The sequence below is a fragment of the Paraburkholderia sp. MM5496-R1 genome, from assembly GCF_050436205.1.
Taxonomy (GTDB): Bacteria; Pseudomonadota; Gammaproteobacteria; order Burkholderiales; family Burkholderiaceae; genus Paraburkholderia; species Paraburkholderia tuberum.
In genome coordinates this window covers 409,293-430,760 of record NZ_JBNDLT010000002.1, presented here as the reverse complement: position 1 = coordinate 430,760, position 21,468 = coordinate 409,293, and the positions used below count along the sequence as shown (strand labels likewise).

At 67.1% G+C, this 21,468-nt stretch carries 19 protein-coding genes and 4 pseudogenes; 5 read left to right on the top strand and 18 right to left on the bottom strand.

Annotation, left to right across the window (positions count from 1 at the left end):
- Positions 1-9: 9 nt before the first annotated feature.
- From OKW38_RS08695 to chrA, 5 genes and pseudogenes are all read right to left on the bottom strand, one after another.
- Complete coding sequence (locus tag OKW38_RS08695) at positions 10-942, bottom strand: LysR family transcriptional regulator (protein WP_184043413.1); 933 nt, start codon at positions 940-942, stop codon at positions 10-12.
- Positions 943-1,294: 352 nt separating this feature from the next.
- Positions 1,295-1,452: pseudogene (locus tag OKW38_RS08690) on the bottom strand (Hsp20/alpha crystallin family protein); the annotation flags it as partial.
- A 48-nt stretch (positions 1,453-1,500) separates the two neighbouring features.
- Positions 1,501-1,776, bottom strand: coding sequence for a DUF1488 domain-containing protein (locus tag OKW38_RS08685; protein WP_429334664.1), 276 nt, complete (start codon positions 1,774-1,776; stop codon positions 1,501-1,503).
- 173 nt (positions 1,777-1,949) lie between these two features.
- Entirely contained in the window at positions 1,950-2,804 is an 855-nt protein-coding gene (locus OKW38_RS08680; protein ID WP_429334665.1) for a potassium channel family protein, read from the bottom strand.
- A 156-nt stretch (positions 2,805-2,960) separates the two neighbouring features.
- Positions 2,961-4,202 (bottom strand): chromate efflux transporter, encoded by a 1,242-nt coding sequence (gene chrA, locus OKW38_RS08675; protein WP_429361028.1) that lies wholly within the window; start codon positions 4,200-4,202, stop codon positions 2,961-2,963.
- A 359-nt stretch (positions 4,203-4,561) separates the two neighbouring features.
- Between chrA and acs the strand changes: the two genes are divergently transcribed.
- Together acs and OKW38_RS08665 are read left to right on the top strand one after the other, a co-directional pair.
- Complete coding sequence (acs, locus tag OKW38_RS08670) at positions 4,562-6,460, top strand: acetate--CoA ligase (protein WP_429363701.1); 1,899 nt, start codon at positions 4,562-4,564, stop codon at positions 6,458-6,460.
- Between the two features lie 30 nt (positions 6,461-6,490).
- Positions 6,491-7,102 carry an acetate uptake transporter gene (locus tag OKW38_RS08665; protein ID WP_090805160.1) on the top strand — a complete coding sequence of 204 codons (612 nt, stop codon included), beginning with the start codon at positions 6,491-6,493 and terminating at the stop codon, positions 7,100-7,102.
- 244 nt (positions 7,103-7,346) lie between these two features.
- Here the strand turns inward: OKW38_RS08665 and OKW38_RS08660 are convergent, their stop codons facing one another.
- The 12 genes and pseudogenes from OKW38_RS08660 to OKW38_RS08605 all read right to left on the bottom strand — a co-directional run.
- Complete coding sequence (locus OKW38_RS08660; protein WP_429363699.1) at positions 7,347-8,915, bottom strand: F0F1 ATP synthase subunit alpha; 1,569 nt, start codon at positions 8,913-8,915, stop codon at positions 7,347-7,349.
- Positions 8,899-9,657, bottom strand: coding sequence for a F0F1 ATP synthase subunit B (locus tag OKW38_RS08655; protein ID WP_429334668.1), 759 nt, complete (start codon positions 9,655-9,657; stop codon positions 8,899-8,901). Before OKW38_RS08655 ends, OKW38_RS08660 begins: the two co-directional genes overlap by 17 nt.
- 8 nt (positions 9,658-9,665) lie before the next feature.
- Positions 9,666-9,911, bottom strand: a complete 246-nt coding sequence (locus OKW38_RS08650) for a F0F1 ATP synthase subunit C (RefSeq protein ID WP_090805166.1) — start codon at positions 9,909-9,911, stop codon at positions 9,666-9,668.
- Complete coding sequence (locus OKW38_RS08645; RefSeq protein ID WP_090805797.1) at positions 9,908-10,606, bottom strand: F0F1 ATP synthase subunit A; 699 nt, start codon at positions 10,604-10,606, stop codon at positions 9,908-9,910. Before OKW38_RS08645 ends, OKW38_RS08650 begins: the two co-directional genes overlap by 4 nt.
- Positions 10,603-10,896 (bottom strand): ATP synthase subunit I, encoded by a 294-nt coding sequence (locus OKW38_RS08640; RefSeq protein ID WP_311540827.1) that lies wholly within the window; start codon positions 10,894-10,896, stop codon positions 10,603-10,605. The genes OKW38_RS08645 and OKW38_RS08640 overlap by 4 nt, the downstream gene beginning before the upstream one ends.
- The gene (locus OKW38_RS08635; RefSeq protein ID WP_429361026.1) at positions 10,889-11,242 is read right to left on the bottom strand and encodes an AtpZ/AtpI family protein; all 354 of its coding nucleotides are present in this window, start codon (positions 11,240-11,242) and stop codon (positions 10,889-10,891) included. The genes OKW38_RS08640 and OKW38_RS08635 overlap by 8 nt, the downstream gene beginning before the upstream one ends.
- Positions 11,239-11,670, bottom strand: a complete 432-nt coding sequence (locus OKW38_RS08630) for a F0F1 ATP synthase subunit epsilon (RefSeq protein WP_429361024.1) — start codon at positions 11,668-11,670, stop codon at positions 11,239-11,241. The genes OKW38_RS08635 and OKW38_RS08630 overlap by 4 nt, the downstream gene beginning before the upstream one ends.
- A gap of 13 nt (positions 11,671-11,683) precedes the next feature.
- A complete protein-coding gene (gene atpD, locus OKW38_RS08625) occupies positions 11,684-13,162 on the bottom strand; it encodes a F0F1 ATP synthase subunit beta (RefSeq protein WP_429361022.1) in 1,479 nt (492 codons plus the stop codon).
- 69 nt (positions 13,163-13,231) lie between these two features.
- Positions 13,232-13,946, bottom strand: a pseudogene (locus tag OKW38_RS08620) (alcohol dehydrogenase catalytic domain-containing protein).
- A 418-nt stretch (positions 13,947-14,364) separates the two neighbouring features.
- Positions 14,365-15,240, bottom strand: a complete 876-nt coding sequence (locus OKW38_RS08615; protein WP_090805174.1) for a helix-turn-helix domain-containing protein — start codon at positions 15,238-15,240, stop codon at positions 14,365-14,367.
- Between the two features lie 37 nt (positions 15,241-15,277).
- Entirely contained in the window at positions 15,278-15,835 is a 558-nt protein-coding gene (locus OKW38_RS08610; protein ID WP_187612778.1) for a carboxymuconolactone decarboxylase family protein, read from the bottom strand.
- Between the two features lie 99 nt (positions 15,836-15,934).
- Positions 15,935-16,093, bottom strand: a pseudogene (locus OKW38_RS08605) (alcohol dehydrogenase); the annotation flags it as partial.
- Here OKW38_RS08605 and OKW38_RS08600 point away from each other — a divergent pair.
- Positions 16,082-16,207: pseudogene (locus OKW38_RS08600) on the top strand (alcohol dehydrogenase); the annotation flags it as partial. The pseudogenes OKW38_RS08605 and OKW38_RS08600 sit on opposite strands and share 12 nt — an antisense overlap.
- A gap of 136 nt (positions 16,208-16,343) precedes the next feature.
- On the opposite strand, the gene katG reads toward OKW38_RS08600, so the two are convergent.
- A complete protein-coding gene (katG, locus tag OKW38_RS08595) occupies positions 16,344-18,602 on the bottom strand; it encodes a catalase/peroxidase HPI (RefSeq protein WP_429361020.1) in 2,259 nt (752 codons plus the stop codon).
- Between the two features lie 546 nt (positions 18,603-19,148).
- Between katG and OKW38_RS08590 the strand changes: the two genes are divergently transcribed.
- Together OKW38_RS08590 and OKW38_RS08585 are read left to right on the top strand one after the other, a co-directional pair.
- The gene (locus OKW38_RS08590) at positions 19,149-20,393 is read left to right on the top strand and encodes a tyrosine-type recombinase/integrase (protein WP_187619646.1); all 1,245 of its coding nucleotides are present in this window, start codon (positions 19,149-19,151) and stop codon (positions 20,391-20,393) included.
- 226 nt (positions 20,394-20,619) lie between these two features.
- Positions 20,620-21,216, top strand: a complete 597-nt coding sequence (locus tag OKW38_RS08585; RefSeq protein WP_429361018.1) for a hypothetical protein — start codon at positions 20,620-20,622, stop codon at positions 21,214-21,216.
- The last annotated feature ends 252 nt before the right edge of the window (positions 21,217-21,468 follow it).

The following is a 21,468-nucleotide window of genomic DNA, read 5'->3' as shown; positions in this document are numbered from 1 at the left end:
GCGATCGAATCAGCGTCGATCGGCGTCGGTGATTTGCTGAGCCCGCTCGAAATACTCGCGCAGCAGCGGCGTGGCGAAATCGACGAAACCGCGCACCTTCGGCACCGCAAGGCGCCCGTGCGGCGTCACCAGGTTGACGGGCAACGGCGCATGCTCGCTGTCGCGCAGCACGATTTTCAGCGCGCCGGCCTTGACCTGCTCGGCCACGTGATAGGAGAAAAGCCGCGTGACGCCATGCCCGGCCACGGCCGAAGACAGCGCAGCGCGAATCGTGTTGACGATGAAGCGCGGCGTGAACCGGACGACCTGCGGCAGCGCCGTTAGACGGGCCGCCGGAAAGCTCCACGAATCGAGCCCGAAATGCGTCATCGAGATGATCGGATGGCTGGCCAGATCGGCGGGGACATCGATGGCCGGGTGCGTGGCGAGATAGTCGGGCGAAGCGACCACCACCCGCCTCACCTCGCCCACCGGAATGGCGACGAGCGTGGAGTCCTGTAGATGAGCGATGCGCAACGCCACGTCGATGCCCTCGTCGACGAGGCTCACGGGCCGGTCGAGCAGGTGCAGGCGGATCGACGCCTGGGGATGGCGATCGAGAAACGAATCGACAATCGGGCGCAGCACCTCCTCGCCCACCGCCACCGCCGCCGTCACGCCTAGCAGTCCGCGCGGCGCGGAGCGCTCGTCGGCTGCGAGCAGGTCCGCCTCCTCCAGATCCGCGAGGATGCGCCGGCACGCCAGCGCATAGCGCTCGCCCGCCTCGCTGAGCCGGATCGTGCGCGTGGTGCGGTGTAGCAGCGGCGTGCCCGTGTGCGTCTCCAGAAACGCGATGGCCCGGCTCACAGCCGCGGGCGAGCGGCCCAGCCGACGGCCTGCGCCCGCCAGACTGCCCTCGTCGAGCGTGGCGACGAATACCTTCATGGCGTCGATACGGTCCATTGCGTGTTTGAGCTTGAGATTGGGCCTAGGTGGCGCCGCAGTCTTTTAGGGCGGTGAGTTCCGGCACGATCTTAGCGGAATACGAGAAGCGACAGCGTGGCATGCACGGCTGCACAATCGTAAGACTGAATGTGGCGCTAGTGCGGCGCCTGGCATACCCTGAAGAAGTTGTTCAGCAGATCCTGGTACGCTCCGCTGCCGCTAGCGGGCTGGGTACGTCAAATGTCGCGAGCACCCATTCGGGTGCGAAGGTGCGCGAGCGCTTTCCTGCAGACTGGCGCGCGCTTCAGCCGGACCTTCGCCGCAACAAAAAGGCGCGCCCGTGACAGCGCGCCATCCTCGCGTGACAGTCGATGGTCAGCCGCGTGCGATCGCCCGACGCCTTTTTCGGCAAGCTGAGCGACAGCACGCCATCCCTGTACTCGGCTTCGCGTTCGCCTCGTCGACCTCGCCGCCGAGCGCGAACGAGCGGCTGAAGGTGCCGGCGTAGCGCTCGCGGCGGATCACCCGCCGCGACGACGCGTCGTTGATCCACGTCAAGCGTGCCCGCCCGACCCGTCACGCGCAAAACCTGAAAAACCCGCTATGCAGCAGCACGGGCCTGGCGCCGAGCTCGTCGAGCAGACGCCGGGCGGCCTGTTCGATCTGGGAACGGTGCGCGAGGAACGCCTGGAGCAGATCGTCTTCCCGCAGCGAGCGCGCGCCGAAATGGTCTTCGAGCGCCTCGGCCGTGATCGCGCACTGCACGGGCCGATCGTCGACGAGCGCCGCAAACGCCAGCACCAGATCGCGGGCGCAGTATTCGGGCATGCAGGACGGAAAGGAAATGTGCATGGTGACGCCCCCCACGGGCATGAAGTGCCGCATCGGCGGAGGCGAGGTAGCGGACCCGCCGCGACGTCTCCAGCTTAATCACGCAATCCACGGCGGATTTGACGTGCGTCAAGGCGGAGTCGCGCACGGCGCGCGGTGGCCCCGTTTGCCGCGGGCCCTGTCAGCGCGAATGGTCATTCGCCCGTGCGCGTCACGGAACCCGCAGCGGCGTCGCTGCGTCGCGCGGCGGCGTCGATCGTCTGCCGCAACGCCTTCAGTTCAGCGTGCAGGCGCACGATTTCATCGTTCAGATGCTTGATATCCCGATGCATCTCGCGTCGCAACGCCCTCTCTTCCTTGCCGATGAATGCCGCGGCGATGCTCGCGAAGACCAGCGACAACATGCCGTAGCCGAGCAGCACGACAAATGCCGCGAACACACGCGATGCGGGCGTCGTCGGCGCGATGTCGCCATAGCCCACGGTCGCGCTGCTTTCGAACGCAAGCCACAGCCCTTCGGAGTACGAGTGCACGTGTGGTTCGAGCCAGTAAAATCCGGCGCCGGCCATCGCGAGCACGAGCGCGCCGGCGAGCAGCAGCCACATCAACCGGTTCGGCGTGACGAATTCGCGCAGCGACAGCACGATGCGCAACGCGACGACACCCATGAACGACAGCCGCAGCAGCCATTCGACGGGCTGCCACGGCGGCGTTCCGAAACCGGTGCTGAGCGCCGCGCCCAACGCGATGAGCAGGTCGAGCCAGTTGTTCGCGAGCAGCGTCTTCGGCCGTCTGCTCAGATGGGCCAGCCAGGTGAACGACAACGCGAAGCCGGCGAACATGCCGACGTATAGTGTCCGCGACAGGCTCAGCGCCAGCGGCGTGGGCACCGTCAGTTCGACGTAGAACGCGGGGATCGCGCAAAAGCTCAGCGCGCACAGCCCCCAGCGCAGGTGGCGCCATGCCCGCACGGCGCGCGGACCGTCGTGCGCGCTCGCACCGCCCAATCCGTAGCCGCCGAGGCCGTGGTCGATCATGTGGTCCGTCATCGCGTGAATGGCTTCCGGCCTGTCGGGTTTCGCGCGATATCGTCGTGGTGCCGCAAACGCACCGAGGCCGCGCGATCATCGTTGCAGGCTAACCGACCCGCGGCTGTCAGCCTTGATGCAGATCAGTGCTGGTGCAAGGCGTGCGCGATCAGCCTGTCAGAGCGGGTGCAGCACCGTTTGCGCGACGCCGGCCGCCACACACAGCACGACGACCGCAAGCGGGGGCACCTTCCAGCGCAGCAACAGCAAAAAGCCGATGCACGCCACGGCGAAATCCGTCGCCGACAGGACCGCGCTCGTCCACACCGGCGAATAAAGCGCGGCGGCCAGCAGGCCGACCACCGCGGCATTGACGCCGGCAAGCGCCGCCGCCATCGCCGCACGCGCGCGCAGCGCCTGCCACCACGGCAATGCGGCGAGAACGAGCAGCAGACCCGGCAGAAAGATGCCCACCGTCGCCAGCAGTGCGCCGCTCCAGTGTCTGGGTGGCAGCGCCATCATCCAGCCGAGAAACGCCGCGAACGTGAACAGCGGTCCGGGTACGGCCTGGGCCGCGCCATAGCCGGCCAGGAAGTCGTTGGGCGCGACCCATCCGGTCGCGACGGTTGCCCGCTGCAACAACGGCAGCACCACGTGGCCGCCTCCGAACACGAGCGCGCCGGAGCGATAGAACGCATCGAACACGCGGATGCCTTGCGAGGTCCCGCTTGCCGCCCATAGCGGCAACGCGAACAGCAATGCGCAAAAGACAATTAGCGCGACGATGCCTGCCGTGCGCGACACCTGAAAATCGCCGGCCCGCAGAGCAGTGGCGCCTGGCGCCTGCACCGCCGTGGTCCGGCACAGCGCGACACCGAGCACGGCGCCGGCGCCGATCACGATCAGTTGGGCGTAGACGGTGCCAGGCACGCTGAGCAATCCGAGCGATGCGAGCGCGATCGCCGCGCGGCGGCGATCCGGACACAGACGCCGCGCCATGTCCCAGACGGCCTGCGCGACGACGGCCACCGCGACGAGCTTCAGGCCGTGAATCACGCCCGTGCCGATCGCGCCGCCCAGGTCCGGCGCGATCGCGGCAAAGGCCAGCATCACGAGTACCGACGGCAGCGTGAAGCCGCACCAGGCCGCTAGCCCCCCACCCCACCCGGCCCGCAGCAGCCCGATCGAAAACCCCGCCTGGCTGCTCGCGGGTCCCGGCAGAAATTGGCACAGGCCGATCAGGTCGGTGAAGGCTTCATCGTCGAGCCAGCGGCGCCGCTCGACGAACTCGCGCCGGAAGTAGCCGATGTGAGCGATCGGACCGCCGAAACTGGTCAGCCCGAGTTTCAGAAAGACGATGAAAACCTCGATCACGCGCGTGAGCCGTGAGCGGCGCGGCGACGACAAATCAGTATCCATGGATGTGCGGGTTCGAGCGCTGCCGATGTCGAGAGCCGGCGGGCAAGGCGCCGTCGGCGGGCCTCGTGTTTGACGACGCACAGTATAGAGGCCTACGGCGCGACCACGCGCCGCACCCGCGCTTGATCTGGGTCAATCGTGCCCCTTGCTTCCCGCCACACACTGGTCGCGACATCCAGAACACTGTTCGAGTCATGCGAGCAGCCGCGCCGCCGATGGTTGGATATCGGCAGTCGCGGTGTGCCCGTCCCATATCACTCATTCAAGCCAGCGAGGAGACTATGTCCACTGTCGCCATCAACCATCAAGCGCCGGAAACGGCGGCCCCGCCGCTTCTGACGGACACGGCCATCGACGGCATGGCCGCCTACGAAGCGCTCGTCAACGAAGCGCGCAGCGACCGGACCGGCTTCTGGGCGCGGCTCGCGCGCGAGCATCTGAGCTGGCACCGGCCCTTCACCAAGGTACTCGACGAATCGAACGCACCGTTCTTCAAATGGTTCGACGACGGTCTGTTGAACGCGTCGTACAACTGCCTCGATCGTCATCTGCACGACGGCAATGCCAACAAGACCGCGATCATTTTCGAGGCCGACGACGGCAGCGTGACGACCGTCACCTACCGGCAACTGCATGCGCGCGTGTGCCGCCTCGCGAATGCGCTGCGCGCGCGCGGCATCGCGTGTGGGGACCGCGTGATGATCTATCTGCCGATGTCGATCGAAGGCGTCGTCGCGATGCAGGCCTGCGCGCGCATCGGCGCGCTGCATTCGGTCGTGTTCGGCGGCTTCTCGGCGAAGTCGCTGCATGAACGGATGGTCGATGTCGGCGCCGTCGCCGTCATTACCGCCGACGAGCAGATGCGCGGCGGCAAGAACCTGCCGTTGAAATCCGTCGTCGACGAAGCGCTGAAGATGGCAGGCACCGACGGCATTCATACCGTGATCGTCTATCGGCGCACGGGCGGCTCGATCCTGTGGGACGAACCGCGCGACTGCTGGCTGCACGAACTCGAAGCGGCCCAACCCGACACCTGCGAGCCCGAATGGGTCGGTGCCGAGCATCCGCTGTTCGTGCTGTACACGTCCGGTTCGACCGGCACGCCGAAGGGCGTGCAGCACAGCACGGCGGGCTATCTGCTGTGGGCCGCCGTCACGATGAAGTGGACCTTCGACCTCCGCGCGGACGACGTGTACTGGTGCACGGCCGACATCGGCTGGATCACGGGACACAGCTACATCTGCTATGGCCCGACCGCGGTCGGCGCGACCCAGGTGATTTTCGAGGGCGTGCCGACGTGGCCGGACGCGGGACGGTTCTGGGAGATGATCGCGCGGCACAAGGTCAGCATCTTCTATACGGCGCCCACCGCGATCCGCTCGCTAATCAAGGCCGCCGAGACGGACAGCGGCGTGCATCCGCGCCGCTTCGACCTCGACTCGTTGCGTTTGCTCGGCACCGTCGGCGAGCCGATCAATCCGAGCGCGTGGGAGTGGTTTGCGCGCGAAGTGGGCGGCGGGCGCTGTCCGGTGCTCGACACCTTCTGGCAGACCGAAACGGGCGGCCACATGATCACGCCGCTGCCGGGCGCAACACCGCTCGTCGCGGGATCGTGCACGTTGCCGCTGCCTGGCATCGAGGCGGCGATCGTCGACGAAACCGGCTGCGAACTGCCGAACGGCCAGGGCGGGCTGCTGGTCGTCAAGGAGCCGTGGCCGTCGATGCTGCGCGCGATCTGGGGCAATCCCCAGCGGTTCCGCAGCGGCTACTACCCCGCGGACCTGGGCGGCAAGCTCTATCTGGCCGGCGACGGCGCGATCCGCGATGCGCAGACCGGCTACTTCACGATCACCGGCCGCATCGACGACGTGCTGAACGTGTCCGGCCACCGCATGGGCACGATGGAAATCGAATCGGCGCTCGCCGCGCATCCGCTGGTGGCGGAGGCCGCGGTCGTCGGCAGACCCGACGAGACCATCGGCGAAGCCATCGTCGCGTTCGTCGTGCTCAAGGGCCCACGCCCGCAAGGCACCGAAGCAAGGCAGCTCGCCGACCAGCTGCGCGCGTGGGTCGGCAAGGAAATCGGGCCGATCGCCAAGCCGAAGGAAATCCGCTTCGGCGACAGCATGCCGAAGACGCGCTCCGGCAAGGTCGTGCGGCGTCTGCTGCGTTCGGTCGCGAAGGGAGAAACGCTCGCGCAGGACATGTCCACCGTCGAGAACCCCGCCGTGCTGCGGCAGTTCGGCCACCACGAGTAAGCCCCCCGGATCGATTCAGGAGACTTCACGATGAAACCCACCGCACCCAACCCCGCATCGCTCGGCCTTGCGGCTTTCGCGATGACCACGTGGCTGCTCAGCATGATCAACGCAGGCTGGTTCAGCGGCGGCTCGCTCGGTCTCGTGCTCGCCGTCGCGTTCGCGTTCGGCGGCAGCATGCAGATCGTTGCCGGACTGATGGAGATTCCGCGCGGCAACACGTTCGGCGCCACCGCGTTTCTGAGCTATGGCGCGTTCTGGTGGTCGTTCGCGCTGTTTGCGTTGTTCCTGCACGAGCAGGTGCCGGCCGCGTTCGTGGGCTGGTATCTGCTGTTGTGGGGCGTCTTCACGTTCTATATGTGGATCGCGACGTTCCGCTCATCGCGCGCGCTGCAGTGCGTGTTCGTCGCGCTGTGGGCAACCTTCTTTCTGCTCGCGGCCGGCGAATGGCTCGGTTCGGCCACACTGCGGCACGCGGGAGGCTATGGCGGACTGCTGACCGCGCTGCTGGCGTTCTATCTGTCGGCGGCGGAGATCATCAACGAGTCGTTGGGCCGCACCGTGCTGCCAGTCGGCGCGAAACCCGGGCTCGTCAAAATGGAAACGGTCGGCGCCGCGGTGGTGACGCGTTTTGCGGAGTGACTGATTGCGCGCATTCGGCGCTTCACCAAGCCCGTCGCGAATCCGGCATGCGCGGCGGGTTTTGTCGTCTGGCCGTGCTCATTCAGGCGCGCAGTTCGCGCTCGATCGTGCAACGGGGCGCCATCCCATGCCCCTTGGCTTTGCCACGTCCCCGGGACGGATACCACTTGTGGCACGCACACGTCCCAGCATGATGCCGATCACCGTTTCGATCTGCCTCGCCTAAGCGGTACGGCTTTCGATCTCACCGAGCTTGCTGGTCATCGGGGTTCCCTGCCGCTTGCGTCGCGCCCGCGCGTTCGTGCGTCGCGCGCTCGACGAGCGCGCGAATGCGCCCGCTCAGACTGTCGCGCAGCGTGTCGTCGAGGGCGTTGCGCAGCCACGCCGCGGGCGCCGCCTCAGTGTGCGCGTCGTCCACCGAGCTGAGCTTGTCGCGCACCCACGTCGTCACCTCCTGCGCGACTCCGTCGAACACGCCGGCGGCGAGCGCCGCGAGCAGCGCGATCTGATCGGCGACGCGCAACGCGTTGAAACGCGGCTGCGTGAGCAGCGCGCGAATCCGCTTGCCCCGCTCGATCTGCGCGTTGACGCGTGCGTCCGCGAGACCGCCGAAACGGCTGAACATCTCCAGTTCGAGAAACTGCGCGTAGTCGAGCCGCAAGCGGCCCGCGACGTCGCGCAGCGCCGCATGCTGCGCCTTGCCGCCGACCCGGCTCACGCTCAGGCCGACATCCACGGCGGGCCGCTGGTTCGCGGCGAACAGCGCGGCGTCGAGCACGATCTGTCCGTCCGTGATCGAGATCAGGTTGGTCGGAATGTAGGCCGACAGATTGCCGGCGTCGGTCTCGGCGATCGGCAGCGCGGTCAGCGAACCGCCGCCGAGCGCGGGCGACAGTTTCGCCGCGCGCTCGAGCAGTCTCGCGTGCAGATAGAAGATATCGCCGGGATACGCTTCGCGTCCGGGCGGCTCGCGCGTGAGCAGCGCGAGTTCGCGATGCGTCGCCGCGTGCTTGGTCAGGTCGTCGATCACGATCAACGCGTGCTGGCCGCGATCGCGAAAGAACTCGGCGATCGACACACCCGCGAACGGCGCGATCCATTGCAGTCCGGGCGGCGCGGCCGCCGACGCGACGACGAAGATGCAGCGCTCGAACGCGCCATGCTCGCGCACGGCATCGATCACCCGCTGTACCGCCGTCGCGCGCTGCCCGACGGCGACATACACGCAGATCACGTCGCTGTGCTTCTGATTGACGATCGCCTCGACGGCGAGCGAGGTCTTGCCCGTCGCGCGATCGCCGATGATCAGTTCGCGCTGCCCTCGCCCGATCGCGAACAGCGCATCGACGACGAGCACGCCCGTCTGCAGCGGTTCACTGACGAAGTCGCGATCGATGATCGCGGGCGCCGCGCGCTCGACAGGCAAACGCGTGACGGCACCGAGTGCCTCGCCGTCATCGAGCGGCCGGCCGAGCGGATCGACGACGCGGCCGAGCAGCGCGTCGCCGACCGGCACGTCGAGCACGCTGCCGGTCCCCACGACGCGCATGCCGGCCCGCACCGCGTCGCCGCTATCGAGCAGCACGACGCTCGCGCTCGCCACGTCGAGCGAATGAATGAAGCCGCGCACGCCGCATTCGAGTTCGACGACCTCGTCGAGCGCGGCGTCGGGCAGACCCGACACGAACGCGATGCCATCGGCGATCTGTTCGACGCGGCCGATGCTCGCCGCCCGCGGTTCGAGCGCGACGCGCGCGAGCGCGGCGCGTTTGCGCGCGAGCCACGCGTCGGCGGTGTCAGCGCGCGTGGCCATCGTCGCGAAGCAGTTCACCGTGAATCTGGTCGAGCTGATCGCGCCAGCTATTGCGCACCACGGCGTGCGCGCCCGACAGTTCGAGCCCCGCGAGCAGCGTGCGGTCGATGTCGGTATCGAACTCGAGGCGCTGTGCGAAGGCGGCCGCGAGCGCCGTTTCGCACGCGGCGCGCTCGTCCGGCGTCAACGCGCGCGGCGCGCTAACATGCAGCGGCACGTCCCCGGCAAGCGCGGCGCGCGCGCCGGGCGACAGCCGGCGCACGCCGTCCGCGAGTCCGTCGATGAACCCGGCAACGCGCAGGTCCTCGGGCGACCGGTCGAGCAACCGGTCGAGCAGCTTGCCCGCGATGTCGACGGCGAGCTGCGCGGCCGCCGCCGACGCGGCTTCGGCCTCGCCCGCGCGCTCGCGCTGCCGGTCCGCGGCCGCCTGGGCGCGCAGCCGCTCGGCCTCGTCGCGCGCGGCGTCGAGCAGCGCCGCGTGCTGTGTGCGCGCGTCGGCCTCGATCGTCGCGAACGCCTGCGCGCGCTGCGCGGCGAGTTGCTCTCGTTCGGCCCGCAGCGCCTCGCGTTCGGCCTGCGCCGCGAGCTTCGCGGCGTTCGCGTCACCCGTCAGCGCATTCGCGCTCGCCTGTCGCTCCGCGATGATCTTCGCGACCGGACGGAACAGAAAGCGCGCGAGCAGCCAGACCAGAATCAGCGCGTTGAGCGTCTGCAGCGCGAGCGTCGACCAGTCGATTTTCATCGCATGCCCTACTTGACGAACGGGTTGGCGAACAGCAACAGCAGCGCGACTACGAGGCAATAGATCGCCATCGTCTCGATCATCGCGAGCCCGACGAACAGCGTGCGCGACAGCGTGCCCGCCGCATCTGGCTGCCGCGCGATCGCGTCCATCGCGGCGGCGACCGCGCGGCCCTCGGCGAGCGCGGGCCCGATCGCGCCGAACGCCACGGCGAGCGCGGCGGCGGCGATGCTGACGATTTCGATGAGGTTCATGCCGGTCCTTTCTGATTGTCGTGAACGGCGGCGCGCGACTCGCCGACGGCGGCGCCGATGAATACCATCGCGAGCACCGCGAAAATGTAGGCCTGCACCGCGCCGGTCAGCAGATCGAGCGCCATCAACGGAATCGGCACGAGCAGCCCGGCCAGCGACAGCACGATGCCGACCACGAAGACGCCGCTCATCACGTTGCCGAACAGGCGCACCACCAGCGAAAACGTGCGCGTGATCTGCTCGACGACGTTCAGCGGAATCATCACCCAGGCCGGTTCGGCGAACGTCGCGAGATAGCCGCGCCAGCCGCGCGAGCGCACGCCGCACACGAGCGTCGCGGCGAGCACGACGAGCGCGAGCGCGGCATCCGTTTCCAGGTGCGCGGTGGGCGGCTCGACGCCCGGAATCAGCGACGACCAGTTCGCGATCAGCACGAACAGGAACAGCGTGCCGATCAGCGCGCGATACGGCGCGGGCTCGGTCTGCATCGTGTCGCGGATTTGCGCGTCGAGCGTGCCGACCAGCAGTTCGAGCGCGGTCTGCGTGCGCGACGGCAGGATGGACAGCTTGCGCGTGAGCCACAGCGAGACGACCGTCATGACCGCCATGATCACCCACGTGACGACTACGGGCGTGGTGATCACGAGCGGACCGAGGCGTACGAGCGGCTCGGTGACGAGCGGCGAATGAATCACGACGTCGCTCGCCGCATGCCGAGCGCCACACCGCGCGCCCACAGGAAACCGCCGATGCCGCCGAGCAACGCGAACGCGCCCGCTTTCGCCAGCAGGACGAATAAGGCGGCCGTCAGCGCGAGCCGCGCCAGTTGCAGCGCGAAGGCGCGCAGCACGCGTCCTCGTGCGAAGTACGCGACGTTCCAGCGCAGCGTCGCGAAGTGCAGCGCACCGCTCAGCAAGCCGACCGCCATTCCCGTGGCGGCAAGCGCGAGCGTGTCGGTGAAATGAAACGTGGTGGCGTCAATCACGATCTCTCCTTTGCTGTCGATGCATCCAGCGCCATGCGGACCATAGGCCGATGCCCGCGCCGATCATCAGAAGCGGCGCCGCAAAAAACACCCGCGTACCGGCGATGCGGTCGAGCCAGCGCCCGAGCGCGAGGCAAAGCAGGATCGGCAGCACGATCGTCCAGCCGAGAATGCCGATCTGGCCGAGTCGCGCGCCCAGCGACGGCTCCGGATTCGCGCGCCCGGTCCGCTCGCGGCTCGCCGCGCGCTGCGCGGCTTGCGCGACGCGATCAGCGGGTTCGCCTGGTTCGTCGCGTTGGCCATCCGTTTTCCCGTTTGCCTTGCCGGCAGCAGGCCGCATCGTCATCCCGGTTCTCCACGTGTGGCTTGCGGGCGCAGATAGCGCAGCATCTGGCGCACGGCCTGCGCGTGCAGACGCGTCTGCTCCACGCGCGCGCGCCGCATCGCGTCGAGCTGCGCGGCACGCGCGCGGCGCACGTCCGCTTCGAGCGCTTCGAGCGAGTCGCCCGGCACCGCTTCGCGGCACGCAAGCGAGACGGCCGTGCCGTGCGACACGATCAGCACGCCACCATCGACGGCACAGTAATGCTCGCCGCCATCCGCCGTGCGCCAGCGCACCACCGATGCGCTCAACAGCGTGACCATGTCCGCATGCCCCACGCGCACGCCAAAAGCACCGCTTTCATCCTCGGCGCGCAACGACACGACCGGCAAGCCGTCGACCATGACGCGCGCCGGTGTCGCGATCGTCAGAGACAGGCCATGCCGGGGCATCGCACACTCCTCGTCACGCCGCGACGGCGCTCGCGGCCGCCGACCTGCCGCGGGCTTCGTTGTCGCGCGCCTCGTCCAGCGCGCCGACCATGTACAGCGATCGCTCCTGCCAGTCGTCGCACTCCCCGGCGAGAATCGCCTTGCAGCCGACGATCGTCTCGGCGAGCGCGACCGTTCTGCCGGGCTGTCCGGAGAACGCCTCGGTGACCGCGAACGGCTGCGTCAGAAAGCGCTGCAGACGGCGCGCGCGCTGCACGGCGCGCCGGTCGTCGATGCCGAGTTCCTCGATACCGAGCAACGCGATCACGTCCTGCAGCTCACGCTGATGTTCGAGTAGGCGTCGCACCTCGTTGGCGAGCGCCGCGTGCTCCGCGCCGACGACGAGCGGATCGAGCAGGATCGACGACGAGGCGAGCGGATCGATCGCCGGATACATGCCCTCGGCGGCGAGCGCGCGCGACAGCACGATCATGCTGTCGACGTGCGAGGCGATCGTCGTCACGGCGGGGTCGGTGAAGTCGTCGGCGGGTACGTAGACGGCCTCGATCGCCGTGACCGCCGCGTTGCCCACCGATACGATGCGCTCCTGCAACGCTGCTACCTCGCTCGCGAGCGTCGGCTGATAGCCGACCCGCGACGGCATGCGCCCGAGCAGCCCCGACACTTCCGCCCCCGCCTGCACGAAGCGAAACACGTTGTCCATCAGCAGCAGCACGTTCTGGCCGCGCTCGTCGCGAAAGTACTCGGCGATGGTCAGCGCGGTGAGCGGTACCCGCCAGCGCGCGCCAGGCGGTTCGTTCATCTGTCCGTAGACGAGCACGGCGCGCGGCAACACGCCCGAGCCGCGCATGTCCGACAGCATTTCGTGCCCCTCGCGGGAACGCTCGCCGACGCCGGCGAACACCGACATGCCGCCGTAGCGCGCGGCCATCGCGTGAATCAGCTCCATCACGAGCACCGTCTTGCCGACGCCCGCGCCGCCGAACATCGCGGCCTTGCCGCCATGCGCGAGCGGCGTCAGCAGGTCGACGATCTTGATGCCGGTCTCGAACAGCCGCGTGGCGCCGCGCTGCGCCGCGAGCGGCGGCGGGGCGCGATGGATCGGCCTGCGTTCCACGGTCTCGGGCGCGGGCTCGCCGCCGTCGCGCATCACACCGGCGACGTCGAGCAGTCTGCCGAGCACCGCGTCGCCGACCGGCACCTCGATGGGGCCCGCGCCGACCCGCACGACGGCGCCGCGCGCGAGGCCCGCGGTGGCCTGCAACGCCAGCGCGCGCACCGTGCGCTCGCTGGTGTGCGCCTGCGCTTCCGCGAGGATCGAGGTCCCGTCCGGCCGCGTGATCCACAGCGCGGTATCGACTGGCGGCAGTTCGTGCGTGTCGAACTGGACATCGACGACCGCGCCGCGCACGGTGCTCACGCGCCCGCTTGCGGCGACCGTAGTCGTAGGCGGCGCGGTGTTTTGACGGGCTGCGCTCTCTGCAATTGGCACGTGGCGCTCCAACGATCAGTTGCAAACCCCTTCACGCTGACGAAACGTCCAGCATCAAATCGGGACCGTCTATGACGCTTCGATCAACACCTTCAGCGCGCGCGTGCTCGACGCGCGGGAGAACGTTTCGTAAGCCGAAAGAATATCGTCGAGCCGGAAGCGATGCGTGATCAGACGCATGGGATCGATCCGCCCCGCCTTGACTGTCTTCATCAGCATCGGTGTACTGACGGTATCGACGAGACGCGTCGTGATCGCGATGTTGCCCGATCGCCACGGTGCAGCCCGGCTGAACCTTGCCGTTGAGCACGCCGCACTCGAAGCCGGTCGGCAGAATGTCGGACAGCATCACGAGCGCCTCTTCGTCGAGGCCAGCCGGAATGCGGTACAGACTGCTCTGCGCATGCGGAATGCGCACATATTCGGCCTGCGTGCCGTCGATCCGGTTACCGAGAATCCAGCCGCCCGTCGTGCAATGCGAATACATGCCGCGCCGGCAGTAGTCGCAGCGGCCGCACGAGGTGATGCACGAGATCAGCACGTGATCGCCGGCCGCGAGCCCGCTCACCGCCTCGCCGACCTGATGCACGACACCGACGCCTTCGTGGCCGAGAATGCGGCCCGGCTCGCAGGTCGGCACGTCGCCTTTGAGAATGTGCAGATCGGTGCCGCAGATCGTCGTGTGGGCGACTTTGACGATTGCATCGGTGGGCGCCGTGAGTTCGGGTATCGGCCGTTCGTCGAGCGACTTTTCGCCGGGACCGTGATAAACGAGTGCTTTCATGACGGACTTCTCCTATGGCCGGAATGAAACACGATGCGTGGCGGCAAACGTGTTCGCGCCTGAACCTGGTCGTGTCATGCGTCGGCTAGCGCCGGCGGGAACGTAATGCGTCACGCGCTTGCATCATGAGCCCCAGCGTGGCGGGCGGCTTGATCTGGGTCAAGCACTACGAAAACAACGCCGACGCGTCGATGTCGGCCATTTTCTCGAGTTCTTGCAGATAGAGGCCGGGAAAGGGGCCCGCGCCTGCCTGCACATCGGCCGCGAAGAAGCTGCCCGCGCGAGCACCTCGGTCACGTCGCCGAAGTCGGAGATGATGGCCGCGTGCGAACTGGGCGCGCGGCGGAACCAGAGTGGCGTCGGATTGCTCGACCTGATCGGCTCGGATGATCGCCCAAAAATCGAAGACATCGCTATATCACGGCATACGGTTTGCCGATATTGGAGGTTGCGGGGACGCGTGCGCCGCGAGCAGCTGCTGATGACGTGCTTCGGTGGCGTCGTCGGCGGGGAACATGCATTCGATGCGCAACTCCTGCGCGGCCACGTTTTGCGGTGTGCCCACGGTCGTGACCATCGAGAAATAGCGCAGCACCACGCCCTCGCTGATGAAGCCGAGCGGAACCATCGGCAGCGTCGCGGGTGTCATGGACGAGCCATGATGCGTCTTCCAGTCGCGCGGCACGTCGGGATACGCAAGCAGTTCATCGAGTAGACGCTTCGTGTTGGCGCCGATTACGTGACCGACCGACTCGCGATACACGCGTTGCAGCAGACTTCGCGCGACCTCCTGCCAATCGGCGACGAACGGACGCATGCCATGTGGATCGAAGATCAGATGCAGCATGTTGCGCGGGCCTTCGCGCGCGGTCATGTCGATGAAGCAGTTGAAGAAGCGCGGGGCCGCGTCGTTGGTCATCAGCACGTCCCAGTCGCGGTCCATCACGAGCGCCGGAAACGGCTCATGCTGACGCACGACCCGTTCGAGCGCGCGAACCACGCCGTGCATTTCCTGCGCATTCCACGGTGCTTCCGAATAGATCGGTGCATAACCCGCGGCAAGCAGCAGCGCGTTGCGCTCGCGCAGCGGCACGTCGAGGGTCTGCGCGAGCGTCAGCAGCGTGTCGCGGCCCGGCACGCTGCGCCCGCTTTCGATGAAGCTGATCTGCCGCTGCGAGATGCCGGCCTCGAGCGACAGATCGAGCTGACTCACGCCACGCACGTCACGCCAATAGCGCAACAGACCGCCGAGATCGCCCGGCTGCACTTTCGGATCGTGACTCGTGACGTTCATGGTGTTGCCCTCCTGTTGATGCCTGAACGGGATCGCTTCAGCGCGCGGGCGCGTGCCACGCGAATTCGGCGAACTGCGCTTCGAGCGGCGGCTCGGTCACGCTGCCGGTGTAGTTCGTGATCGTCGACGCGGCGACCGCCGCAACCACCTCGAGAATCTGCTCCGCGCTGAAACCTGCCGCGAGGAAGCGTTGCCGGTCCTCATCGTCGAGGCGGCCGCGTTTTTCGATCAGCGTGCGCGCGAGCGTCGACAGCGCCGCGAGCCTCGTGTCGTCGGGCACGCCGCCGTGGCGGATCGCCTCGACATCGGCGCGACGCAGGCCCGCGTTCAAGCCGAGCGCGGTATGAAACGCAACCGCCCATTCGCTCGCGTTCGTCACGGCGTTGGTGAGCAGCAGCGTCTGGATCTCCGGTTCGGTCAGACTGCTCGCATGCACGCGCTCGAACAGGCCGATGAAGCCGTTGATCAGCACCGGTGAAGCCGCCATCTTGGCCGCGATGTTCGGAATCAGGCCGAACGCCTGTTGCAGTTTGCGGAGCACGGGTTTCGATTGCTCGGGAGCGGACTCGATCGTGTGAACGGGATAGCTGGACATGGTATCTCCTTGACTTTGCGCCATCGGAGCGACGGCGCGGTAGTCGAAGAGTAGAGGCAGCCGCGCGGCTCGCCAATTACATCGGATGTCATCGCCATGCACGATCGGCTCTTTGATCGGCTCTTCGGAAACGCCGACCATCACGAGCTTGCCGTTCAGGCCGAGACCGCCGAGCGTCGCGGCCATCGCCTTGCCGCTCGTCACCGTGGCCATTATCAGCTTCGCGCCGCCCAGTGCCTGCAGCTTCTCGGCGAGTTCAACATGGGACGCAACTCGGTGCAAGGCTGGCCCTCCGGCACCTCGGCCGATTCGCAGGACACGCTCGCGTTCAGCGCGCTCACCGGTGTCAAGCCGATGATCGAAGAGTATCCGCCGGCGCAGAAGCAGTGACGAGGCGAAGAAAAAGCGCGCTTGCCGGCATCCCGGCAAGCGCGCTCGATGACTTCGCAAATCCACCGTCAAAAACTGCGTCGACGCGGCAAAGAACCACTCGCCAGCACTGGCTGGATCAAGCCAGATCGAAACGATCCAGATTCATCACCTTGACCCACGCGGCAACGAAGTCGCGCACGAACTTCTCCTTGCCGTCCTCGCTCGCGTAGACCTCGCCCAAGGCGCGCAGCACCGAGTTCGAGCCGAACACCAGATCGACGCGCGTACCGGTCCACTTGACCTCGCCGCTCTTCGTGTCGGCACCTTCGAACGTTTCCGCGGCCTCCGACACCGGCGTCCATTCCGTACCCATGTCGAGCAGGTTACGGAAGAAGTCGTTGGACAGCGTTTCCGGCTTGCTCGTCAGCACACCTTCGCTGCCAGCGCCCACCTTCAGCACGCGCAGGCCGCCGATCAGCACCGTCATCTCGGGCGCGGTCAACGTCAGCAGTTGCGCCTTGTCGATCAGCAGCTTCTCCGCCGCCACCGGGAACTTGCCGCCCAGATAGTTGCGGAAGCCGTCGTGGACCGGCTCCAGCACCGCGATCGCCTGGACGTCGGTCTGCTCCTGCGACGCATCCATGCGCCCCGGCGAGAACGGCACCGTCACCTGCTGCCCGGCGTTCTTCGCGGCCTGCTCGATACCGACGCCACCCGCCAGCACGATCAGGTCGGCAAGCGAAATCTTCTTGCCGCCGGACTGCGCACCGTTGAACTCGCTCTGGATGCCTTCGAGCACCTTCAGCACCTTCGCGAGCTCAGCGGGCTGGTTGACGGCCCAGTCCTTCTGCGGTGCGAGCCGGATGCGCGCGCCATTGGCGCCGCCGCGCTTGTCCGAGCCGCGGAACGTCGAGGCCGAGGCCCACGCGGTCGTGACCAACTGCGACACCGACAGCCCCGACGCGAGGATCTTCTGCTTCAGCGCCGCGACGTCCTTGTCGTCGACGAGCGGGTGATCGACGGCCGGAATCGGGTCCTGCCACAGCAGTTGCTCCGACGGCACTTCCGGGCCAAGATAGCGGGCGCGCGGACCCATGTCGCGGTGCGTCAGCTTGAACCACGCGCGCGCGAAGGCGTCGGCGAACTCGTCGGGGTTGGCCATGAAGCGGCGCGAGATCTTTTCGTAGATCGGGTCGAGGCGGAGCGACAGGTCGGTCGTCAGCATCGTCGGCAGCACTTTCTTCGATGGGTCGTGCGCGTGCGGATACGTGGCCTGCGCGTCCTTCGCGACCCACTGGTTCGCACCCGCCGGGCTCTTCGTCAGCTCCCACTCGTGGCCGAACAGGCTCTGGAAGTAGCTCATGTCCCACTGCGTCGGCGTCGCGGTCCACGTGACTTCGATACCGCTCGTGATCGTGTCGCCGCCCCTGCCGGTGCCGAAGCTGTTGCGCCAGCCGAGCCCCTGGGCCTCGAGACCGGCACTTTCCGGTTCCGGACCGACGTTATCGGCTGGCGCCGCGCCGTGCGTCTTGCCGAACGTGTGGCCGCCGGCGATCAGCGCGACCGTTTCCTCGTCGTTCATCGCCATGCGGCCGAACGTTTCGCGGATGTCGACTGCCGCGGCGAGCGGATCGGGATTGCCGTCCGGGCCTTCCGGATTCACGTAGATCAGGCCCATCTGCACCGCGCCGAGCGGGTTTTCGAGGTTGCGGCCGGGCGGATCGGTACGGCTCTTTTCGGTGCCGTGCAGCTCCTCGTCGGCGACCAGCACGCCTTCGTCGTCTTCCCTGCCGGCCGCTCCCTTGCCGTAGCGCACGTCGCCGCCGAGCCAGGTTTTTTCATTGCCCCAGTAGACGTCCTGATCCGGCTCCCATGTGTCCGCGCGGCCGCCGCCGAAACCAAAAGTCTTGAAGCCCATCGTTTCGAGCGCGACGTTGCCGGTCAGGATCAGCAGGTCGGCCCACGAAATTTTCTGGCCGTATTTCTGCTTGATCGGCCATAGCAGCCGGCGAGCCTTGTCGAGGCTCACGTTGTCCGGCCAGCTATTGAGCGGCGCGAAACGCTGCTGGCCGCGCCCTGCGCCGCCGCGGCCGTCGCCGATGCGGTACGTGCCGGCGGCATGCCACGCCATACGGATAAACAGCGGACCGTAGTGGCCGAAATCCGCGGGCCACCAGGGCTGCGAATCGGTCATCAGCGCGGCGAGGTCTTTCTTGACCGCGGCGTAGTCGAGGCTCTTGAATGCCTCGGCATAGTTGAAGTCTTCGTCTAGCGGATTGGAGCGGTTCGAATGCTGGTTAAGCAGGTCGAGGCGCAATTGCTTCGGCCACCAGTCCCGATTGGTCGTCCCGCCGCCGGCGGTATGGATGAACGGGCACTTTGCTTCGTTTGACATGCGTTCTCTCCTTTGGAGGATGTCTCCGTTGTCGATCGGAGTCGGTGCCTGGGTACTTTCTCCAATCCCATGCAAGGTACTTGTTATGCGTTTGTCATCGTGTCAGGCTTGCGTGGCAATTTGACGACCCGAAAACCCGACAGTCAGCCGAATGGCTCGGCAGTGCACTCATGAAATCCAGGGTCGAGGGCAACGCAGCCGATGTCCGTAACGGCTGACTCCGGTCGGCGCTCCACCCCTATTCGAATATAGGCGAGGACAAAGTTCAATAGAATTCGAATACGGCAATGCCACTAATAGACGGCGACTATAGCGGGCGCAAAACGAGCGCCGCCCTGCATCACTATATGCCGATCGATCGTCGCCGCGTCGAAGCTTGAGCGCACCCGGCTGTTTTGCGCCAGGCGCAGCCGACTGTGTGATAGGGTTTCGCGTTTCGTCCGCAACAGAGTGGGCACTGCTTTCTTTTCAGGCAAGCGCTTCTGACAGCACCTGAGCGGAGCAGAATGACGCCAACCGGCGTGCGCCCGAGGAGTGTCCCGAACCGTGTCCAAAGCCGTGCCGAAAGCTGCCCCGAACGCTGAGCTCGCCACCGTCCAGCCCGTCGAATCGCTCGTCGTGCCGGAACTGCTCGATGGCCGCGACGGCACCAATCGCGGCGCGGCGGAAAACTCGCAGCTATCGGCGCGCAACGACCTCGACGCCGTCCGCGCCTGGCTGTCCAATTACGCGGACACCAAGACCACCTTCGACAACTACCGCAAGGAAGCGGAGCGGCTGCTGCTGTGGGCCGTCGTGCAGCTCGGCAAGCCGCTGTCGTCGCTGACGCACGAGGATCTGCTGCTGTTCAAGGCGTTCATCGCCGATCCGCAGCCGGCCACGCGCTGGGTGTCGGCGAACGGCGGCAAGTACGCGCGCGGCGACGCACGCTGGCGGCCGTTCAACGGGCCGCTGTCGCCGGCCAGCCAGCGCCAGGCGCTGATCATCCTGAACGCGATGTTCACGTGGCTCGTCAATGCCGGCTATCTGCGCGGCAATCCGATGGCGCTCCTGCGACAACGCGCGAAGCGCTCGGCGCCGCGCGTGACGCGCTATCTGTCGACGTCGCTGTGGGACGAAGTGAAGCTGTTCGTCGAGCAGCTGCCGCAAGATACCGATGCGCAACGCGCGTACTACGCGCGTTGCCGCTGGCTGACCACGCTGTTCTATTTGCAGGGCATGCGCATTTCCGAGGTGGCCGGCGGGCAGATGGGCCAGTTCTTCAGAAGGCTCGGCGCCGATGGTCAGGACCAGTGGTGGCTCGAGACGCTCGGCAAGGGCGACAAGGAGCGGATCGTGCCGGTGTCGGCCGAACTGGTTCAGGAGCTGCGCGGCTACCGCACGCTCAATGGCCTCGCCGCCCTGCCGACCCGCGCCGAGGAAACGCCGCTCGTGCTGCCGTTCAAGGGCCGCAACCGCTGCCTGTCGCGCTCGGCGATTCACGACGCGATCAAGGGCATCTTCGCGGGCGCGGCCATGTGGCTGCGTGCGCGCGGTCCCGAATTCGCCGATCGCGCCGACGAGCTCGAGCGCGCGTCGGCGCACTGGCTGCGGCATACGGCCGGTTCGCATCAGGCGGACGGCGGCGTCGATCTGCGCACGATCCGCGACAACCTCGGCCACGTTTCGCTGAATACGACCAGTCTTTACCTCCACACCGAGGACGACGCGCGGCATACCGAGACCGTTAATCGACACCGGATGAACTGGGACGACGCGAAGTCTGAAGACGGCAATGCGGGCGGCAATTAAGCGCGGATCGGGCGGGTGAAACGCGCCGGAATTTTTGCGTTATTCCTTTCTATTTCCCGGTTGGATCAATTCATCAGGCGATGCGCGCCGGGCATGCGTTTGCGCCTGCGCGTTTACCCGCTTGTTTCCTCGCTCGTTTCCCTGGTCGTCGATTCATATCTCAAGAATGCAAAACGCCGACCGTTAAACGGGCGTCGCTCGACAAATAACCAATACAAACCGGGGAATGAACTTGAAAACCATCACCAACGCGCTGTTGGCGTCGGCTGCGTGCGCTACCTTTCTCGCGGGCTGCGTGACCAGTGGGCAAGGCCGGCTCGTCAGCGCCCCGAACCGGGTCAACGAAGTGAGCGTGACCGCGTATCAGCCGTTGCCGACCGATGTGTACGTCGCCAATGTGGTCGATCGCGATGTGGTGCTCGTCGGCGGCGATACGTATATCTGGGTCGTCGGCCGGGACGGCGTCCGGCATCGCCAGTTCTATGCTCATGGCGATCATCGCGCCGAGGTTTTCCATCGCCGTGAGGAACTGCATCGCGTGATGGCGAGCCATGACGGTCATCTGCCGGAGCATCCGGGCGGCGGCGAGCATCCGGGCGGCGCGCATCCGCCGCTCGCGCACCCGGGCGGCCCCGCGCCGGCGATGGCCGCGCACGGACAGCCGCCGCGAGCCGACAGGCACGCCACCAGACCGGTCAGGTCTGCACCCGCGACGGCCGCGCACGGACAATCGCGCCGCGCCGACATGCACGTCGCCGGGCCGGTCAGGCCCGCGCCCGCACCATCGGCAAAGCGGGTGTCGAAGGATCCGAAGAAGTCGTAACGTCGCTGATAGGCGCGCTGCCAAAGCGCCTTCCTGCATCGCCCGCTTCCCCCCAACTCCCCGCCAATCCCACCCCATTGCCCGCTAGAATTGCCGGCTTTGCCCGCGTCGGGCGCGCCGCAAGGCAAAATACGGGTTTTGCGCGCGCCGCACGCGCGGCCGACCCGGTCGCGCAGCGTCCCCAAGCCGTTTTCGGGCCCGGCGGTTGCATCGTCGCCCCGGGCCGCGCGCCGACCCGCAACATCACAGCCC

Coding starts and splice junctions, on each gene's coding strand:
- OKW38_RS08695 (WP_184043413.1), bottom strand. CDS start 942: ATGGACCGTATCGACGCCATGAAGGTATTCGTCGCCACGCTCGACGAG.
- OKW38_RS08685 (WP_429334664.1), bottom strand. CDS start 1,776: ATGCACATTTCCTTTCCGTCCTGCATGCCCGAATACTGCGCCCGCGAT.
- OKW38_RS08680 (WP_429334665.1), bottom strand. CDS start 2,804: ATGACGGACCACATGATCGACCACGGCCTCGGCGGCTACGGATTGGGC.
- chrA (WP_429361028.1), bottom strand. CDS start 4,202: ATGGATACTGATTTGTCGTCGCCGCGCCGCTCACGGCTCACGCGCGTG.
- acs (WP_429363701.1), top strand. CDS start 4,562: ATGGCCGCCTACGAAGCGCTCGTCAACGAAGCGCGCAGCGACCGGACC.
- OKW38_RS08665 (WP_090805160.1), top strand. CDS start 6,491: ATGAAACCCACCGCACCCAACCCCGCATCGCTCGGCCTTGCGGCTTTC.
- OKW38_RS08660 (WP_429363699.1), bottom strand. CDS start 8,915: ATGGCCACGCGCGCTGACACCGCCGACGCGTGGCTCGCGCGCAAACGC.
- OKW38_RS08655 (WP_429334668.1), bottom strand. CDS start 9,657: ATGAAAATCGACTGGTCGACGCTCGCGCTGCAGACGCTCAACGCGCTG.
- OKW38_RS08650 (WP_090805166.1), bottom strand. CDS start 9,911: ATGAACCTCATCGAAATCGTCAGCATCGCCGCCGCCGCGCTCGCCGTG.
- OKW38_RS08635 (WP_429361026.1), bottom strand. CDS start 11,242: ATGACGATGCGGCCTGCTGCCGGCAAGGCAAACGGGAAAACGGATGGC.
- OKW38_RS08630 (WP_429361024.1), bottom strand. CDS start 11,670: ATGCCCCGGCATGGCCTGTCTCTGACGATCGCGACACCGGCGCGCGTC.
- OKW38_RS08615 (WP_090805174.1), bottom strand. CDS start 15,240: ATGAACGTCACGAGTCACGATCCGAAAGTGCAGCCGGGCGATCTCGGC.
- OKW38_RS08610 (WP_187612778.1), bottom strand. CDS start 15,835: ATGTCCAGCTATCCCGTTCACACGATCGAGTCCGCTCCCGAGCAATCG.
- katG (WP_429361020.1), bottom strand. CDS start 18,602: ATGTCAAACGAAGCAAAGTGCCCGTTCATCCATACCGCCGGCGGCGGG.
- OKW38_RS08585 (WP_429361018.1), top strand. CDS start 20,620: ATGAACTTGAAAACCATCACCAACGCGCTGTTGGCGTCGGCTGCGTGC.